Annotated in this window: 15 protein-coding genes; 13 read left to right on the top strand and 2 right to left on the bottom strand. The window is 74.0% G+C overall.

Annotated features, from left to right (window positions below; translation table 11 throughout):
• The 3 genes from purD to purE are packed head-to-tail and all read left to right on the top strand — an operon-like array spanning window position 1 to window position 2,947.
• Window positions 1-1,230 (top strand): phosphoribosylamine--glycine ligase, encoded by a 1,230-nt coding sequence (purD, locus tag LH044_RS12200; RefSeq protein ID WP_227755861.1) that lies wholly within the window; start codon window positions 1-3, stop codon window positions 1,228-1,230.
• Window positions 1,227-2,447 carry a 5-(carboxyamino)imidazole ribonucleotide synthase gene (locus LH044_RS12195; protein ID WP_227755860.1) on the top strand — a complete coding sequence of 407 codons (1,221 nt, stop codon included), beginning with the start codon at window positions 1,227-1,229 and terminating at the stop codon, window positions 2,445-2,447. The genes purD and LH044_RS12195 overlap by 4 nt, the downstream gene beginning before the upstream one ends.
• A 38-nt stretch (window positions 2,448-2,485) precedes the next feature.
• Window positions 2,486-2,947, top strand: coding sequence for a 5-(carboxyamino)imidazole ribonucleotide mutase (purE, locus tag LH044_RS12190; RefSeq protein ID WP_374210622.1), 462 nt, complete (start codon window positions 2,486-2,488; stop codon window positions 2,945-2,947).
• A gap of 34 nt (window positions 2,948-2,981) precedes the next feature.
• Here the strand turns inward: purE and LH044_RS12185 are convergent, their stop codons facing one another.
• Window positions 2,982-3,356 (bottom strand): hypothetical protein, encoded by a 375-nt coding sequence (locus LH044_RS12185; RefSeq protein ID WP_227755858.1) that lies wholly within the window; start codon window positions 3,354-3,356, stop codon window positions 2,982-2,984.
• A 197-nt stretch (window positions 3,357-3,553) separates the two neighbouring features.
• Here LH044_RS12185 and purB point away from each other — a divergent pair, with 197 nt between their 5' ends.
• From purB to purQ, 4 genes are all read left to right on the top strand, one after another.
• Window positions 3,554-4,930 (top strand): adenylosuccinate lyase, encoded by a 1,377-nt coding sequence (gene purB, locus LH044_RS12180; protein WP_374210621.1) that lies wholly within the window; start codon window positions 3,554-3,556, stop codon window positions 4,928-4,930.
• The gene (locus LH044_RS12175) at window positions 4,927-5,832 is read left to right on the top strand and encodes a phosphoribosylaminoimidazolesuccinocarboxamide synthase (RefSeq protein WP_227755856.1); all 906 of its coding nucleotides are present in this window, start codon (window positions 4,927-4,929) and stop codon (window positions 5,830-5,832) included. Before purB ends, LH044_RS12175 begins: the two co-directional genes overlap by 4 nt.
• A 113-nt stretch (window positions 5,833-5,945) precedes the next feature.
• Complete coding sequence (gene purS, locus LH044_RS12170; protein ID WP_227755855.1) at window positions 5,946-6,215, top strand: phosphoribosylformylglycinamidine synthase subunit PurS; 270 nt, start codon at window positions 5,946-5,948, stop codon at window positions 6,213-6,215.
• Window positions 6,216-6,217: 2 nt separating this feature from the next.
• Window positions 6,218-6,904, top strand: a complete 687-nt coding sequence (purQ, locus tag LH044_RS12165) for a phosphoribosylformylglycinamidine synthase subunit PurQ (RefSeq protein ID WP_227755854.1) — start codon at window positions 6,218-6,220, stop codon at window positions 6,902-6,904.
• A 22-nt stretch (window positions 6,905-6,926) separates the two neighbouring features.
• On the opposite strand, the gene LH044_RS12160 is transcribed toward purQ, so the two are convergent.
• Window positions 6,927-7,355 carry a hypothetical protein gene (locus tag LH044_RS12160; RefSeq protein ID WP_227755853.1) on the bottom strand — a complete coding sequence of 143 codons (429 nt, stop codon included), beginning with the start codon at window positions 7,353-7,355 and terminating at the stop codon, window positions 6,927-6,929.
• Window positions 7,356-7,528: 173 nt separating this feature from the next.
• On the opposite strand from LH044_RS12160, the gene purL reads away from it, so the two are divergent.
• The 6 genes from purL (at window position 7,529) to LH044_RS12130 (ending at window position 16,634) form a co-directional block, all read left to right on the top strand.
• The gene (gene purL, locus LH044_RS12155; RefSeq protein ID WP_227755852.1) at window positions 7,529-9,802 is read left to right on the top strand and encodes a phosphoribosylformylglycinamidine synthase subunit PurL; all 2,274 of its coding nucleotides are present in this window, start codon (window positions 7,529-7,531) and stop codon (window positions 9,800-9,802) included.
• 170 nt (window positions 9,803-9,972) lie between these two features.
• Window positions 9,973-12,120, top strand: a complete 2,148-nt coding sequence (locus tag LH044_RS12150) for a DUF5005 domain-containing protein (RefSeq protein WP_227755851.1) — start codon at window positions 9,973-9,975, stop codon at window positions 12,118-12,120.
• Window positions 12,121-13,038, top strand: a complete 918-nt coding sequence (gluQRS, locus tag LH044_RS12145; protein ID WP_227755850.1) for a tRNA glutamyl-Q(34) synthetase GluQRS — start codon at window positions 12,121-12,123, stop codon at window positions 13,036-13,038.
• 104 nt (window positions 13,039-13,142) lie between these two features.
• Window positions 13,143-14,774, top strand: coding sequence for an amidophosphoribosyltransferase (gene purF / locus LH044_RS12140; RefSeq protein WP_227755849.1), 1,632 nt, complete (start codon window positions 13,143-13,145; stop codon window positions 14,772-14,774).
• Window positions 14,767-15,804 carry a phosphoribosylformylglycinamidine cyclo-ligase gene (gene purM / locus LH044_RS12135; protein WP_227755848.1) on the top strand — a complete coding sequence of 346 codons (1,038 nt, stop codon included), beginning with the start codon at window positions 14,767-14,769 and terminating at the stop codon, window positions 15,802-15,804. Before purF ends, purM begins: the two co-directional genes overlap by 8 nt.
• Before the next feature lie 86 nt (window positions 15,805-15,890).
• On the top strand, window positions 15,891-16,634 hold the full coding sequence (locus tag LH044_RS12130; RefSeq protein ID WP_227755847.1) for a pirin family protein: 744 nt from the start codon (window positions 15,891-15,893) through the stop codon (window positions 16,632-16,634).
• Window positions 16,635-16,669: the final 35 nt, after the last annotated feature.

Raw genomic sequence — 16,669 nt, 5'->3', positions numbered from 1 at the left:
GTGAAGGTCTGCGTCGTCGGCAGCGGAGGACGGGAGCACGCGCTGGCCGACGTCCTGGGACGGAGCGCGGAGGTCGTCGTGACCCCGGGCAACCCCGGCATCCCCGGCAGCATCGACGCCCCGCCCGAGGAGGTCGAGGCCGACCTGTTCGTCATCGGGCCCGAGGTCCCCCTCGTCGACGGCCTCGCCGACCGCCTGCGGGCGGCCGGACGCCTCGTGTTCGGACCCGGCGCGGACGGGGCCCGGCTCGAGGGCTCGAAGGCGTGGATGAAGGAGCTCGTGGCCGCGGCCGGCGTGCCGACGGCTCGCCACGGGACGTTCGACGCCGTCGAGCCGGCCCACGCGATGCTCGACACCCTGACGCCGCCGTTCGTCGTCAAGACCGACGGCCTCGCCGCCGGCAAGGGCGTGCTGGTCACCGAGTCGCTGTCCGAGGCCCGCAACGCGGTCGGCGACTACCTCTCGGGTGCGTCCTTCGGCGACGCCGGTCGGACGCTCGTGATCGAGGAGGGACTCGTCGGGCCGGAGCTGTCGGTCCTGGCCGTCTGCGACGGCACGGACGCCGTGCTGCTGCCGCCGGCCCAGGACTTCAAGCGCGCCGGTGACCACGACGCCGGGCCCAACACCGGCGGCATGGGTGCGTACTCGCCGGTGCCGATCGTCGACGGCGACGTGCTGGCCACGGTCATGGACCGCTTCATCGGCCCGACCCTCCGCGAGCTGCGCGCCCGGGGGATCGACTACCGCGGCGTGCTGTATGCCGGGCTCATGTTCACCGCCGACGGTCCGAAGCTCATCGAGTACAACGTCCGCTTCGGCGACCCGGAGTGCCAGGTCGTGGTCCCCCGGCTCACGAGCGACCTGGCGCAGCTGCTCGCCGAGGCGGCCGAGGGCCGGATCCGCTCCACGCCCACCGTGTCCGACGAGGCCCACGTCACGGTGATCTGCGCCAGCGAGGGCTACCCGGCGTCGCCCCGCACCGGCGACGTGATCCACGGGCTCGAGGAGCTCGAGGGCCTGCCGGGCGTGCAGGTCTACGCAGCCGGCGTCGCCGTGGACCCCGAGGGTCGCCTGGTCACCGCCGGCGGCCGCGTGCTCGACGTCTGCGGCCGGGGCGCCACCCTCGCCGACGCCAGGGAACGGGCCTACGACGCGGTGAGCCGCCTGTCGTGGCCGGGCATGCACCACCGCACCGACATCGCGCGCGCCGCGTCCGTCTCGACGTCGTGACCGCCGCCCCGGACCAGGCGCCCGCGGTGACCGGTCCGGTCGTCGGCATCGTCGGCGGCGGCCAGCTCGCCCGCATGCTCGCCGAGGCGGCCACGCCCATGGGCATCCACGTGCGGGTGCTCGCCGGTCCCGCCGACGAGGGCGCCGGCGACGTCGTCCCCGACACCGTCGTCGCCGACGTGGGCGACGCCGACGCGCTCCGGGCCTTCGCCCGCTCCGTCGACGTGCTCACCTTCGACCACGAGAACGTCGACCACGACGTCCTCCTCGGGCTCGAGGCCGAGGGCGTGGCGGTGCGGCCGTCGGTGGCCACGCTGCGCTACTCCGACAAGGCCCACCAACGGCGGCGCTTCGCCGAGGCCGGCATCCCCGTCCCCGAGTTCGTCGTCCTCGACGGCGGGCCCGACGACGTCGCCGCCGCCGAGGCGTTCGCCGCCGCCCACGGCGGCGTGGCCGTCGTGAAGGCGAGCCGCGGCGGCTACGACGGCCGGGGCGTCTGGATGCTGGCCGAGGACGAGGTCGGCGCGTTCGTGCGGGACTGGACGGGTGCGCCGCTCGTGCTCGAGCCGCGGCTGGACCTCGTCGTGGAGCTCGCCGTCCTGGCGGCCCGGCGGCCGTCCGGCGAGGTCGCGGCGTGGCCCGTCGTCGAGACGGTCCAGGTCGACGGCATGTGCGACGAGGTGCTGCTGCCCGCCCCGGTCGACGACGGCCTGGCGGCCCGGGCCCGGGCGGTGGGGGAGCGGGTCGCGCAGGAGGTCGGTGCCACGGGCGTCATCGCGGTCGAGCTGTTCGTGGTCCCCGGCGACGACGGGCCTCTCGTGATGGTCAACGAGATCGCGCCGCGCGTGCACAACTCGGGCCACATGACGATCGAGGCCAGCACCACCTCGCAGTTCGCGCAGCACCTGCGCGCCGTCCTCGACTGGCCGCTCGGGCCGACCGACTGCGTCGAGGCCGCGGCGATGGCGAACGTGGTCGGCGACGGCGAGCACGACCCGCGCGACCGGCAGCCCGCGGCGCTGGCCGCCGAGCCCGGGGCCCACGTCCACCTCTACGGCAAGGCGCCGCGCCCGGGTCGCAAGATCGGCCACGTCACGGTCGTCGCCGACGACGTCGGGGCGGCCCGCCGCCGGGCCGCGGTGGCGGCCGACGTGCTGGCCGGGTCGGGGTCGCACCCCACGGGGACCCCGTCCGGTCTGGAAGGATCAGCGCCGTGAGCAGCGACATCGGACCGGCCCCGCTCGTCGGCGTGATCATGGGCTCGTCGTCGGACCTCGAGACGATGCGGCCCGCCGCCGACGTCCTCGCGGAGTTCGGCGTCCCGCACGAGGTCCGCGTCGTCTCCGCGCACCGCAGCCCGCTGCGGATGGTGGAGTACGCGACGACGGCGCGCGACCGCGGCCTCCAGGTGATCATCGCCGGCGCCGGGGGCGCCGCGCACCTGCCCGGCATGGTGGCGTCGCTTACCGTGCTGCCGGTCATCGGCATCCCGGTGCCGACCCGCCACCTGGGCGGCGTCGACTCCCTGCACTCGATCGTGCAGATGCCCTCGGGCGTGCCGGTCGCCACGATGGCGATCGGCGGGGCGGCCAACGCCGGGCTGCTCGCCGTGCGCATGCTCGCCCTGGCCGACGATGAGCTGACGCTGCGCCTGTCGGAGCACCAGCAGGGCCTGGAGCGCCACGCGCTCGACCAGGACGCGGGTCTCGAGCGCTAGGTCCGGCGGCAGCGCCGGATCGCCGGCGCGTGCCTCAGAACACCTGCTTCCAGCCGCCCGGGTACTCCTCGGGGTCCCGGTCGCCCTCGAGCCAGCGCTCGGATTGCTGGTCCTCGACCGACGGCGGCGGCTCGGCGACGTGGCCGATGCCGGAGCTGCGGATCTCCGACCGGGTGACCGTCGTCTGGCTGCGGGCCCGCAGCCGCTGGCGCACCTGGCGTCGGCCCAGCTTCGGGCGCCCGGTCTCGCGCCGGCTCACCCCGCCCTTCTGGAGGGCGCAGGTGATGCACAGCGGCGGCTTCTTGAGGCCGAACGGGAAGACCACGCACTCGGGGCAGAAGTCGTGGCCGCACGCGCCGCACGCGAACTCGGCGACGGCCATCGGGTGCTTCACGCAGGACTCGGACACTCGGAGGTACCTCGTTGCTCGGGTTGGCCCGGCCGGACGCCGGGGCTCCCCAGGGGATCGGCCTCCGGGCGCCCGACCTTGAACCCCGGCGGGGCCGGATCGCGAGCCGGGACCGTTGTCCGGGGGACGTCCCGGTGGGGGATGATGGACGGGTGAGCGTCCCCAACGTCCTGGCCAGCCGCTACGCGAGCCCCGAGATGGCGGAGCTGTGGTCGCCGGAGCACAAGATCGTGCTCGAGCGGCGGCTCTGGATCGCCGTCATGCGGGCCCAGCGGTCGCTCGGCATCGACGTCCCGGCAGAGGCCATCGACGCGTACGAGGCGGTCGTCGACCGGGTCGACCTCGACTCGATCGCCGCCCGGGAGCGGGTCACGCGCCACGACGTGAAGGCCCGCATCGAGGAGTTCTCCGAGCTGGCCGGCCAGGAGCACGCCCACAAGGGCATGACCAGCCGGGACCTCACCGAGAACGTCGAGCAGCTGCAGGTCCGCACCGGCCTGGAGATCGTGCGCGACCGTGCCGTGGCCGCCCTCGTCCGCCTGGCGGACCTCGCGCTCGAGCACGCCGACACGGTGATCGTCGGGCGCAGCCACAACGTGGCGGCGCAGGCGACCACCCTCGGCAAGCGGTTCGCGAACGCGGGCGAGGAGCTGCTGCTCGCGGTCGAGCGGCTCGAGGACCTCATCGGCCGCTACCCCTTGCGCGGCCTGAAGGGCCCGGTGGGCACGCAGCTCGACCAGCTCGAGCTGCTCGACGGCGACCCCGAGCGCCTCGACGAGCTGGAGCAGGCGTTGGCGCGCCACCTGGGCTTCGACCGCACGTTGACCAACGTCGGGCAGGTGTACCCGCGGTCGCTCGACCTCGAGGTGGTGTCGGCCCTGGTGCAGCTCGCCTCCGGCCCCTCGTCGCTCGCCATGACCCTGCGGCTAATGGCCGGCAACGAGCTCGTGACCGAGGGGTTCCGCCCCGGGCAGGTCGGCTCGTCGGCCATGCCGCACAAGATGAACGCCCGCAGCTGCGAGCGGATCAACGGCTTCCGCGTGATCCTCGACGGCCACCTCACGATGGCCGCGGGCCTCGCCGGCGAGCAGTGGAACGAGGGCGACGTCTCCTGCTCGGTCGTGCGTCGGGTGCTGCTGCCCGACGCGTTCTTCGCGACCGATGGCGTCTTCCAGACGCTGATCGACGTGCTCGACGGGTTCGGCGCCTTCCCGGCCGTGATCGACAGGGAGCTGCGCCGCTACCTGCCGTTCCTCGGCACCACCAAGGTCCTGATGGCGGCGGTGCGCGCCGGGGTCGGCCGGGAGACCGCGCACGAGGTGATCAAGGAGCACGCCGTCGCGGTGGCGCTCGACATGCGCGAATCGGGCCGGGACGACAACGACCTCGTCGAGCGCCTCGCCGCCGACCCCCGCCTCGGCCTCGACGCCGACGCCCTCCGCGACGCGCTCGGCGACCCCGCGTCGTACGTCGGCAACGCCGGCACCCAGGCCCGGACGTTCGTCGACCGGGTGGGGGAGCTGGCGAAGCGGTACCCCGACGCTGCGAGCTACGAAGGAGCGCCGGTCCTGTGAACCCGCCCACCGCCATCCCGCTCACCCACGTCCACCGCGGCAAGGTCCGCGACCTCTACGACGCCGGTGACGGGCGCCTGGTGATGGTGGCGTCCGATCGGATCAGCGCGTTCGACGTGGTCATGGACGAGCCGGTGCCCGACAAGGGCCGGGTCCTCACCGCCATGTCGGCCCACTGGTTCGAGGCCGTGTCGGACGTGATCGGCAACCACCTCATCTCGACCGACGTCGCCGACCTGCCCGAGGGCTCCCGGTCCGAGGAGCTCGCGGGCCGGGTCATGCTCTGCCGCCGGGCGGACATGATCCCCGTGGAGTGCATCGTCCGCGGCTACCTCGCCGGATCGGCGTGGAAGGAGTACCGCAGCGCCGGGACGATCCACGGCATGCCGGCGCCGGCGGGCCTGGTCGAGGCCGACCGGCTGCCCGCGCCGATCTTCACCCCGTCGACCAAGGCCGCCGTGGGCGACCACGACGAGAACATCACGTTCGACCTGGCGGTCGAGATCCTCGGCGGCGAGGTCGCCGAGCTGGCCCGGGACGCGAGCCTGGCGATCTTCCGCCGTGCGTCCGAGCGCGCCGAGTCGGCCGGGTTCCTGCTGGCGGACACCAAGTTCGAGCTCGGCTGGGTGGCCGACGCCGATGGCGAGCCGCAGCTGGTGCTCGCCGACGAGGTGCTCACCCCCGACTCGTCGCGCTACTGGGCGATCGAGGACTGGGCCCCGGGCGCGACGCCGCAGGGCTACGACAAGCAGCCGGTGCGGGACTACCTGGAGTCGCTCGACTGGGACAAGACCCCGCCGCCCCCGCCGCTGCCCGCCGAGGTCGTCGAGGCCACCGCCGATCGCTACCGGCAGGCGTACGAGCGGATCTGCGGCCGCTCGCTGGCCGACTGGCCGGGCTGACGCCGGGCCGGCCCGGCCGCGCCGCACGCTCCTCCGTCCCGCCGGCCGGCCGTGGTCGATGGCACGCCCCGGCGGGACGGGCCACCGCCCGCCGGTGTGGGAGAGTTGGTCACATGATCTTCGACGTGACCGTTGAGGTGCGCCTGCGACCCGGGATCGCGGATCCCCAGGGCGCCACGATCGAACGGGCGCTCCCGGCGCTCGGCTTCGGTGGCGTGACCGGGGTGTCGGTCGGCAAGTCCATCCGCTTCCAGGTGGAGGCGGGGGACCGGGCGGCCGCCGCGTCGCTCGTCGACGACCTCTGCCACCGGTTCCTCTCGAACCCGGTGATCGAGGACTCGTTCGTCACGATCGGCGAGCCGGCGACGTCGGGGGCGTCCTGACCGTGGCCGCCGACGTGGCCGTCGTGGCCTTCCCCGGCACCAACTGCGAGATGGACGTCGTCGAGGCCGTGCGGTCGCTCGGCGGCGACGCCGAGGTCGTGTTCCACGACCACGACCACCTCGACGGCTTCGACGCCGTCGTCGTCGCCGGCGGGTTCGCCCACGGCGACTACCTGCGGCCGGGGGCCATCGCCCGCTTCTCGCCGATCATGGGCGCCGTGCGCGACTTCGCTCGGTCGGGTGGACCGGTGGTCGGCATCTGCAACGGCTTCCAGGTGCTGACCGAGGCCCAGCTCCTGCCCGGCGCCCTGCAGAAGAACGCCGGCCTGAAGTTCCGCTGCGAGCACGTGGACCTGAGGGTCGAGAGCACCGACAGCGTGCTGACCTCGCAGGCCACCGAGGGGCAGGTCCTGCGAGTCCCGATCAACCACTTCGAGGGCAACTACACCTGCTCGCCTGAGACGCTCGACGTGCTCCGGGCCGATGACCGCATCGTGCTGCGCTACGTCGACAACCCGAACGGGTCGGTCGACGACATCGCCGGCATCTGCAACGAGGGTCGCAACGTCGTCGGCCTCATGCCCCACCCCGAGCGGGCGTGCAACGCGCTGCTGGGGTCCACCGACGGCCGGGTGCTGATGGGCTCGGTGCTCGTGGCCGCCGGGGCGGGGCTCACCCCGAGCCGCTGACGCGCAGCCCGGGGCGGTCGCCTCAGGAGGCGCGTGAGATGCCTGCGGCCTTCAACGTCGCGGCGGGCACGCCGACCTCGCGCCAGGCGGCGTAGGTGATGCCCTTGCGGGCGCTGTAGGAGGCTGCAGCGCCGACGAAGGCCTTCTCGAGCGCCGTCATGTCGATGTCGACCTTCGACTCGAGCGTGCCGAGCTCCCGCTCCAGGTCGATGCGCTCCTGGGTGAGCGACAGCCGCTTCATGGGATCGGAGGCCGTGTCGAGCTCCGCCGAGATCTTCACGAGGCGCTGATTGATCGAATCGGGCGTGCGCTTCCGGCCCCGCTTGGGGCGCGTCACCTCGAGTGCATCGAGGTAGTTCTTGACCGCTCGGGCCTCGGTCCGACCGGCGGCCATTGCGGCCTTGTGCTCGTCGGTGACCACGCGCTTCTTGGACTTCGTCGCAGGTGCCATGGAAGGGAATTCCACACCCGCACGGCCGCAAGTTCAATCCGGGAGGCAGAATTCCTCCCGCTGACCATTTCTCATCGAACGTGCTGATCCTCCAGCGCTCCATTTGGCCATTTCCGTGAACGCTCGTTCAAGCGGGTTCCGGACCGAAACGCGGCGGCAGGTAGGTTGCGGTCATGGCCGCGCCCGACCCGACCGCCGTTGAGGACACCGCCACCGCCCCGGCGGGCGATCCGCCCGAGGAGCCCGTGCACCGGGCGCTCGGCCTGACCGACGACGAGCTCGAGCGCATCCGGGAGATCCTGGGCCGCGAGCCGAACCACCTCGAGCTGGCCATGTACTCCGTGATGTGGTCGGAGCACTGCTCGTACAAGAGCTCCCGCATCCACCTGCGCCGGTTCCCCACCGAGGCGCCGTGGGTGCTCGTCGGGCCGGGCGAGGGCGCCGGCGTCGTCGACGTCGGTGACGGCATCGCCGCCGCGCTCCGGATCGAGAGCCACAACCACCCGTCCGCGATCGAGCCGTACCAGGGTGCGGCCACCGGCGTCGGCGGCATCCTCCGCGACATCTTCTCCATGGGCGCCCGCCCGATCGCCGTCATGGATCCGCTGCGGTTCGGCCCGCTCGACGACGCGCGGTCCCGGTGGATCGCCGAGGGCGTGGTGTCGGGCGTGTCGGGCTACGGGAACTCCGTCGGCGTCCCCACGATCGGCGGCGAGACGGTCTTCGACGAGACGTACCAGGGCAACCCGCTGGTCAACGTCCTGTGCCTCGGGGTCATGCCGACCGAGCGCCTCGTGCTCGGCCGTGCCGAGGGCGTCGGCAACCTCGCCGTGCTCCTCGGGTCGAGCACCGGGCGCGACGGCATCGGCGGCGTGTCGGTGCTGGCGAGCGCCGGCTTCGGCGACGACGAGGCCGACGCCGACAAGCGGCCGAGCGTGCAGGTCGGCGACCCGTTCGAGGAGAAGCGGCTGATCGAGGCCTGCCTCGAGCTCCTCGACCGCGACCTGGCCGTCGGCGTGCAGGACCTGGGTGGGGCGGGCATCACGTGCGCCACCTCCGAGACCGCCGCCAAGGGCGGCGCCGGCATGGACGTCGACGTCGACGCCGTCCCCCGCCGGGAGCCGCACATGGCGCCGTTCGAGGTCATGACCTCGGAGTCCCAGGAGCGGATGCTGGCCATCGTCGAGCCGGCGAAGCTCGACGCCGTGCTCGAGATCGCGGCGCGCTGGGAGGTCCGGGCGACCGTGATCGGCGAGGTGACCGGCAGCGGTCGGCTCCGCATCGTCACCGAGCGTGGCGAGGAGGTCCTCGCCGACGTGCCCGCCAAGTCGCTCGAGGAGGACGCGCCGCTCTACGACCGCCCCATGGCGCCGCCGGCCGACCTCGAGGCGCGGCGCTCCGACGGGGCGGCCTCGCTCCCGGCTCCCGACGACCTCGGCGCCGACCTGGTGGAGCTCGTCTGCGACACGTCGTGGGTGTGGTCGCAGTACGACCACATGCTGTTCCTCAACACGGTCGTCGGGCCCGGCGGCGACGCCGCGGTGCTGCGGCTGAAGCACCCGACGACCGGTGACGACACCGGCCGCGGGATGGCCCTCACGACCGACGGCAACCACCTCTGGTGCGCCGTCGACCCCCGGGCCGGATCGGTCATGACGATGTGCGAGTCGATCATGAACCTCGCCGTCGTCGGTGCCCGCCCGATCGCGATGGTCAACTGCATGAACTTCGGGAACCCGGAGCACCCCGAGGTCATGTGGCAGTTCTCCGAGTCGGTGGACGGTCTGTCGGACGCGCTGCGGGCGTTCGGCGTGCCCTGCATCGGCGGCAACGTGAGCCTCTACAACGAGAGCCGCGGCAGCGACATCGACCCCACCCCGGTCGTCGGCGTGCTCGGCCTGCTCGACCGTCTGGACCGCCGGCCGCCGATGCCCGAGCTGGTCGACGGTGCCCGCCTGATCCTCGTCGGCGAAACCGTCCGCGAGCTGTCGGGCTCCCAGTGGGCGGCGCGGCGCGGGCACCGCGGGCGCGGGGAGCTGCCGGCCGTCGACCTCGACGCCGTCGCGGCGGTGGCCGGGGTCGTCCGCGAGCTCGTCGGGGCCCATCTGGTCCTCGGGGCCCACGACGTGTCGGGCGGTGGCCTGGGCGTCGCCCTGGCCGAGATGGCCGTCGCGTCGGGCGTGGGCGTCAACGCGGCCCGGATCGCGGACCACGTCGACCTGTTCTCCGAGTCGGCCGGTCGCGCCGTGCTGTGCGTCGCCGCCGACCAGGTGCGCGCCGTCCTCGACGTGCTCGAGGCGCACGGCGTCCCGCACTCCCGGATCGGCGTGGCGGCCGGCGACCGGTTCGTCGTGAAGGACCTCGTCGACCTGGAGCTGTCGGCCCTCCGCGACGCCTGGCGGGATCGCCTCCCCGCCGCCATCGGCTCCGGCACCACCCAGGGCTGAGCACCCTCGCCGCGCGGGCGGTCGCCGTGGGTCGCCCGCGTCGGAACGCGCCGAGCCGCCGATAGCGTCAACGGCGGGAGGTCCGGCGGCCGTCGTGGGCGGACAGGCGTCGGCGGAGGAGGGGTGCAGCCGCCGTGCCGCACCCGGCCGAGGACGAGAAGGGTGCCGTCATGCGCGTGCCGACGTGGAACCGGTGGATCCGTGCTGCCCTCCTGGCCCTGGCCGCGGCCGCCCTGACGGGCTGCCTCGGGCCCGACGAACCGGATCCGACCGGCAACGCACCGATCGGCCACCTCGACGGGGTGATCCCCGTCCAGGGCGGCTTCCGGGCCGTCGGCTGGGTGGCCGACCCGAACACGACCGCCCCGATCGAGGTCACCGTCTCCTCCGAGCAGCGCACGGTGGTGGGCCTGGCCGATCGCGACCGCCCCGACATCGGCGCCGCCCTCCCGCACCTCGGCCCGTGGCACGGGTTCGACGTGCTGTTCACCGGGCTGAGCCCGGGTCCGCACCAGGTGTGCGTGTGGGCCGAGAACGTCGGGCCGGGGGACCGCGCCCGGGCGCTGGGCTGCACGACGGTGACCGTGCCGTCGCTCGACCCGTTCGGCGCGATCGACGCCATCGTGCCCACACCCGGTGCCCTGCGCGTCGACGGCTGGGCGATCGATCCCGAGACCTCCGCGGCGATCGAGGTGGGCGTCCTGCTCGACGGCGCGCCCGCGCTCGTCGAGCGGGCCGACCTCGACCGGCCCGACCTCGGCCAGCGGTACGGGCTCGGCGACGCGCACGGCTTCTCGTTCCCGTTCCCCGCGACGACCGGACCGCACCAGGTGTGCGCGATCGCGTCGAACGTCGGTGCCGGCGCGGCGACGTGGCTCGGGTGCCAGGTGGTCGACGTGCCCGCGCCGCCACCCGACCGCCGACCGGCGGGTTCGGTGACGGCGGTGACGCCGACCGCCGGGTCGGGCGTGCGGGTGCAGGGGACCGCGGCGGACCCCGACACCACCGGGCCGCTCACCGTGCGGATCGAGGTCGACGGCACGCCGCACGACGTCTCGACCGTGGGCGGCGCCTACGACACCACGATCGGGGGGCTGGGCGCCGGCTCGCACCAGGTGTGCGTCACCGCGCTCGACGCGCCGTCGGCCGGAGGCGGTGCCGTGCTGACCGGCGATCGGACCTGGCCCTGCGGGACCGCCATCCTCGGGGCGGTGTCGGTCGGCAGCTCGGGTGCGCCGGCCGGTCCACCCACGCCGGTCGGCCCCGCCGCGGGGCACCCGCTCGCCGGCATCGACCGGGACGCGGGCGTCAGCGTGCCGCTCCGGGACGGGTCCGTCCTGTGGCTGTTCGGCGACAGCAGCCAGGTCGACCGCAGCGGGTCGCTTCGGTACTTCGTGAACAACACCGCGGCCTGGGCGCCGGCCGACTCACCGAACGTGACGCAGGACGCCGCACCGGGCGGCGCGCCGGTCCGGTTCGTCTCGCCGGTCGGGACCCCCTGGTCGTGCCCGGCCGACCGGCCGACCCGGGCGATGTGGCCGCTGTCGGCCGTGCGCACCGACGGGACCGGTCAGCGGGACGTGGTGACCGCCTTCTTCGGCAACGTGTGCCTCGGTGACGAGCCGCTCGAGATCGAGCCGCGCGGCGTGGCGCTCGTCCGGTGGACCTACGACCCGGCGGACCCGCCGGCGGGTGAGCCGATCACCGGCACGGTCGTGACCCAGCACCTGTTCCCGGTCGGGCACGAGCACGGGACCGCGGCGACGACCGACGGCACCTTCGTCTACGGCTACGACTGCGAGTCGCCCCCCGACGGTCCGGGCGTCGAGTGGCCCGATCGCTTCGGGCCCTGCACGGTCGGCCGGGTCCCGGTGGCCGCCGCCGGCACGAGGAGCGCGTGGACCTACTGGAACGGGGCCGCCTGGACCTCGAACGAGACGTCGGCCGCGCCGGTCATCGCCGGGTCGAGCGGCGGCGAGGACCCCCGGGCACCGGTCGCGTCGTTGACCGTGTCGTGGGACGAGGTCCACGGCGTCTACGTCATGGCCTACAGCCCGTGGCCGGGGTTCACCGACCGGATCTCCGTGCGCGTCGCGCCCGCGCCGCAGGGCCCGTGGAGCGACGTAGTCGAGGTGGCGCTGCCCGGCTGCGAGGACGCCGTCGGCCGGGACGGGTTCCTCTGCTACGCAGGGACCGTGCAGCCGCAGCTGAGCCGCCCCGGACTGCTCGGGCTCGGGTACTACGACCAGCTCGTCGCGGTCGCGCCGAACCGGGGCCAGTACCTGACCGTCGGCGTGCCGTTCACGGTCGTGCGGTAGGTGCCGACCGGACGCTTCGCACCGAGCCCGTCCGCCCCGCTGCACCTCGGCAACCTGCGGACCGCCCTGCTGGCCTGGGCCGCGGCGCGGTCCGAGGGCGGTCGGTTCCTCGTCCGAGTCGAGGACCTCACCACCTCGCCCGGCGACCCCCGCGCGGCCGAGGTCGCCGAGGCCCAGCTCGCAGACCTGGCGGCGCTCGGCCTCGACCACGACGGCGCCGTGGTGCGCCAGTCGGAGCGCCACGACCGGTACGCCGCCGCGCTGGCCGACCTGGGATCGGCAGGGCTGACGTACCCGTGCTTCTGCACGCGCCGCGAGATCAGGGAGGCGTCGGTGGCGCCGCACGGCCCCGACGTCGAGGGCGCCTACCCCGGCACGTGCCGCTCCCTGACCGACGACGAGCGCCGCGAGCGCGAGGCGTCGGGCCGCCCGCCCGCGCTGCGCCTGCGTGCCGGCGGGGCCACCGTGACCGTGGAGGACGAGCTGCTCGGGGCGCGCACCGCAATCGTCGACGACCTGGTGCTGCGCCGGGCGGACGGTGCGGTGGCGTACAACCTGGCGGTCGTCGTGGATGACGCGGACCAGGGCGTCGACCGCGTCGTGCGCGGCGACGACCTCTGGGACACGACCCCCCGCCAGGTCCTGCTGCAGCGCCTGCTCGGACTGCCGACCCCGCGCTACCTGCACGTGCCGCTCGTCCTCGGGCCGTCGGGGGAGCGGCTCGCGAAGCGGGACGGCGCCGTGACGCTGGCCGACCGGCTGGCGCTCGGGGAGGACGTCGCGTCGGTGGTCGGCCGGCTCGCCTGGTCGGCCGGGCTGGCCGACGACGGGGAGCGGCTCACCGCTGCGGACGTGGCGGCGCGGTTCGACGTCGCGCGCCTCGTGCGCACCCCATGGGTCCTCACCGGCACGTCCTGAGGCGCTGCAACGCCCCCGGCGGGCCGCCTGTTCCCCTGTTCCGACGGTCAGGTGCCACGGCTGCGCCGGTGCCGACGACACCCCCGATGTGAGAGCATGGAGAGGTGCCCCCCGCGTCCCGCCCCGACGAGGTCCGCGCCCTGTCCGACGGTGCGCTCCGCGCAGACGAGCACCTCGACGGCGAGCCGACCGAGCCCGAGCTGATCGACCCCGAAGCCGGCAAGCCGAGGGAGGCGTGCGGCGTCTTCGGCGTCTACGCTCCGGGCTCGCCCGTCGCCCACCTCGCCTACCTCGGGATCTACGCGCTGCAGCACCGCGGCCAGGAGTCGGCCGGCATCGCGAGCTCCAACGGCGACCACCTCACGGTGGTGAAGGAGATGGGCCTCGTCTCCAACGTCTTCGACGACCGGACGCTCGCCGCGCTCGACGGCGACCTCGCCATCGGCCACACCCGCTACTCGACCACCGGCTCGAGCATGTGGAAGAACTCCCAGCCGGTGTTCCGCGACGTCGGGCAGGTGCAGTTCGCGCTCGCCCACAACGGCAACCTCGTGAACACCGCGCAGCTCGTCGAGGAGGCCGGCATGCTGCCCGGCACCGTCTCGAGCGACACCGACGCCATGGCCGAGGTCATCGCCCAGGCCTGCGACCAGGTCCGTGCCGGTGACGACGTGCTGGAGCGGGCCCTCCTCCAGGTGCTGCCGCGCTTCGACGGTGCGTTCTCGCTCGTGCTCATGGACCGCCAGCGGGTGATCGGCCTGCGCGACCCGCACGGGTTCCGCCCGCTCTGCCTCGGCAAGCTCGACTCCGGCTGGGTGCTCGCCTCGGAGACGCCGGCGCTCGACGTCGTCGGCGCGCACTTCGTCCGCGAGCTCGACCCGGGCGAGATGGTCGTCATCGACGGCGACGGCGTGCGGTCCCTCCGGCCGTTCGACCCTGCGTCGATCGATCCGAAGCTCTGCCTGTTCGAGTTCGTCTACTTCGCCCGGCCCGACTCCCAGCTCTACGACCGCAACGTGCACCAGGCCCGGGTCCGGATGGGCGAGCGGCTGGCCGACCAGGCGCCGGTCGACGCCGACATGGTCATGGGCGTGCCCGAGTCCGGCATCCCCGCCGCCGAGGGCTTCGCCCGCCGCTCCGGCGTGCCGTTCGGCCACGGGCTGGTCAAGAACCGCTACATCGGCCGCACGTTCATCGCCCCGAGCCAGGAGATGCGCGCCCTCGGCGTGCGCATGAAGCTGAACCCGCTGCGGGAGAACATCGACGGCCGCCGGCTCGTCGTCGTCGACGACTCGATCGTGCGCGGCACCACCACCAAGGCGATGGTCAGCATGCTGCGCGAGGCCGGGGCCCGAGAGGTCCACCTGCGGGTCTCGTCGCCGCCGTACCGCTGGCCCTGCTTCTACGGCATGGACACCGGCACCCGGGGCGAGCTGCTCGCCGCCAACCTCGAGGTCGAGGAGATCCGGCGGTACCTGAACGTCGACACCCTCTCCTACCTGACCCTCGATCGCCTCGTCGATGCGATCGGCGCACCCGGGGCGGGCTTCTGCGACGCCTGCCTGACCGGCACCTACCCGGTCGAGATCCCCGTCGAGATCGGCAAGGCCGTGCTCGACGGCGGTGCCGCCCCCGGCGAGGAGGAGGGCGTCTCCGAGATGGGCTCCGTGCTGCTCGAGGACGCCGGGCTGCTGCCGAGCCACGACGCCGCGGCGGGGGACCGCGCCGATGGGTGAGACCTATGCCGGCGCGGGCGTCTCCATCGACGCCGGCGAGGACGCGGTCGACCGCATCAAGCCGCTCGTGCGCTCCACGGTCCGGCCCGAGGTGCTCGGCGGCATCGGCGGGTTCGGTGGCCTCTTCGCGTTCGACGCCGCGGCCTACGACGAGCCGGTGCTCGTGTCGACGACCGACGGCGTCGGCACCAAGGCCCTCCTCGCCACCGCCACCGGGCGCTACGACACGATCGGGCTCGACCTCGTCGCCATGTGCGTCGACGACCTGGTGTGCCAGGGCGCCGAGCCGCTGTTCTTCCTCGACTACATCTCGATCGGCAAGGTCGACCCCGACGTCGTCGAGCAGCTGGTCGCCGGCGTCGCCGAGGGGTGCCGGCAGGCCGGGTGCGCGCTCGTCGGCGGCGAGATGGCCGAGCACGCGGGCGTGATGGAGCCGGGCGAGTTCGACCTCGTCGGCTTCGCCGTCGGCGCCGTCGAGCGGTCCCGCATGCTGACCGGCGAGGCCGTCACCCCCGGCGACGTGCTGATCGCCCTGCCCTCACCCGGGTTGCGGTCCAACGGCTACACGCTGGCCCGGCGGCTGATGTTCGACGTCGCCGGCCGGTCGCTCGACGACCCGGCGTGGGAGGGACCCGACGCGCCGACCGTGGCCGACGAGCTCCTGCTGCCGTCGGTGATCTACGCGCCGGCCATCCGGGCCCTGCTCGAGGCGGTCCCCGTGCACTCGGTCGCGCACATCACCGGGGGTGGGCTGCCCGGCAACCTCAACCGCGTGATCGGCGACGCCGCCGACGCCGTCGTCGACGGAGCGTCGTGGGAGCCGCCGCGCATCTTCGACGAGCTGCAGCGGATCGGCGACGTCGACGTCGACGAGATGCGTCGGGTGTTCAACCTCGGCGTGGGCATGGTCGCCGCGGTGCCGGCCGACTCGGTGGCCCGGGCGGTCGAGGTCCTCGGCGAGCACGGCCACCACGCGTTCGTGATCGGCGAGGTCGTCCCCGGCTCGGGCCGGGTCCGCTTCGACGGCTGAGGTCGCCGGGGGCGATCCGGGAATGCGTCGTCGTTGTACGTGGTGAGGGCCGCGACGCGGCGCCTCGATCGACACCAGGAGCGACCGTGACCGCACCCACCGACACCCAGGAACCCGCCGTCGACGTCCGCCGGGCGGACGAGCGCTTCCACACGCGCATCGGCTGGCTCGACAGCTGGCACTCGTTCAGCTTCTCCGACCACTACGACCCGGCCAACGTCCACCACGGCGACCTGCTCGTCCTCAACGACGACACGGTGGCGCCCGCCGCCGGCTTCGGCACCCACGCCCACGCCGACATGGAGATCGTGACGTGGGTGCTCGACGGGCGGCTCGAGCACCGCGACTCCGAGGGCAACCACGGCGTGCTGTACCCGGGCCTCGCGCAGCGGATGTCGGCGGGCACCGGCATCCGCCACTCCGAGCTGAACCCCGATCCCGACCTGCCGGTCCACTTCCTCCAGATGTGGGTGGTGCCCGACCGCCGAGGCGTCGCCCCGGGCTACGAGCAGCGCGACGTGAACGACCGGCTGGACTCCGGCGAGCTCGTCGCGGTGGCGTCGGGCCGCGACGGCGAGGGGGCGATCCACCTCCACCAGCGCGACGCAACGATGTGGGTCGGCCGACTGGCCGGCGGCACGACCGTCGACGTGCCGGTCGCCCCGCACGTGCACGTGTTCGTCGCCCGCGGCACCGCGACGTTCGACCGACCCGGCGACGAGCCGGTCGAGCTGTCGGCCGGCGACGCGGTGCGGCTGGCGGGCGCCGGGACCGCGTCGCTCACCGCCACGGGCGAGGGCGCCGAGGTCGTCGTGTGGGAGACCGCCTGATCCGCACGAGGGCGGGGTCGGGTCGCGCCCGCGTG

The organism is Dermatobacter hominis (assembly GCF_020715685.1).
Classification (GTDB): Bacteria; Actinomycetota; Acidimicrobiia; order Acidimicrobiales; family Microtrichaceae; genus Dermatobacter; species Dermatobacter hominis.
Note: the sequence above shows the minus strand (reverse complement) of the source record. Positions and strands in the feature narration are given on the sequence as shown.

What these genes read in the sequence shown, in the direction of transcription:
- purS (WP_227755855.1), top strand. Translation starts at nt 5,946, where the DNA reads ATGATCTTCGACGTGACCGTTGAGGTGCGCCTGCGACCCGGGATCGCG.
- LH044_RS12150 (WP_227755851.1), top strand. Translation starts at nt 9,973, where the DNA reads ATGCGCGTGCCGACGTGGAACCGGTGGATCCGTGCTGCCCTCCTGGCC.
- purB (WP_374210621.1), top strand. Translation starts at nt 3,554, where the DNA reads ATGGCGGAGCTGTGGTCGCCGGAGCACAAGATCGTGCTCGAGCGGCGG.
- purM (WP_227755848.1), top strand. Translation starts at nt 14,767, where the DNA reads ATGGGTGAGACCTATGCCGGCGCGGGCGTCTCCATCGACGCCGGCGAG.
- purE (WP_374210622.1), top strand. Translation starts at nt 2,486, where the DNA reads ATGGGCTCGTCGTCGGACCTCGAGACGATGCGGCCCGCCGCCGACGTC.
- purL (WP_227755852.1), top strand. Translation starts at nt 7,529, where the DNA reads ATGGCCGCGCCCGACCCGACCGCCGTTGAGGACACCGCCACCGCCCCG.
- LH044_RS12160 (WP_227755853.1), bottom strand. Translation starts at nt 7,355, where the DNA reads ATGGCACCTGCGACGAAGTCCAAGAAGCGCGTGGTCACCGACGAGCAC.